This is a genomic window from Methylobacterium sp. E-005, from assembly GCF_022829725.1.
In the GTDB taxonomy this organism is placed as follows: Bacteria; Pseudomonadota; Alphaproteobacteria; order Rhizobiales; family Beijerinckiaceae; genus Methylobacterium.
This window is the reverse complement of record NZ_JAKSYG010000085.1, coordinates 1-382: the sequence shown is the minus strand read 5'-3', so window position 1 is coordinate 382 and position 382 is coordinate 1. Positions and strand designations below refer to the sequence as shown.

Below are 382 nucleotides of genomic sequence, written 5' to 3'. Positions count from 1 at the left end.
TGCGACGCCGTCGCGCCATCACCGCTGCGCGCCTGGTCCTGATTTCCTTCATAGGCGCCGATTACGACTACCGGTTGGCCAACCGGTCCTACGGTGCGAGGCTCGCAGTGACCGCGGAGGAGGTGGTCGGCCGTGATGTCCGCGACTGGCTCGGTCCGGAGGGTTACGCCGTTCCGACACCCTTCATGGAGCGGCCCCTGGGGGGCGAGCGCGTCACCTTCGAGCTCGACTGGCCGCAGCGGGACGGGCGCCCCCGAGTCGCTGAGATCCGCTACCTGCCCCGCCGGGGCGCTGACGGCGCCCTCGACGGGTTCCACGAGTTCGTGCAGGACGTCACCGACCGCAGGCGCACGGAGGCCGACCTCGCGCGCCAGGTCGCCGC

At 71.7% G+C, this 382-nt stretch carries 1 protein-coding gene; it reads left to right on the top strand.

Going from position 1 to position 382, the window contains the following annotated elements; translation table 11 throughout:
• On the top strand, positions 1 to 382 hold a 382-nt coding region (locus MKK88_RS09660), incomplete at both ends, for a PAS domain-containing protein (RefSeq protein ID WP_243999111.1).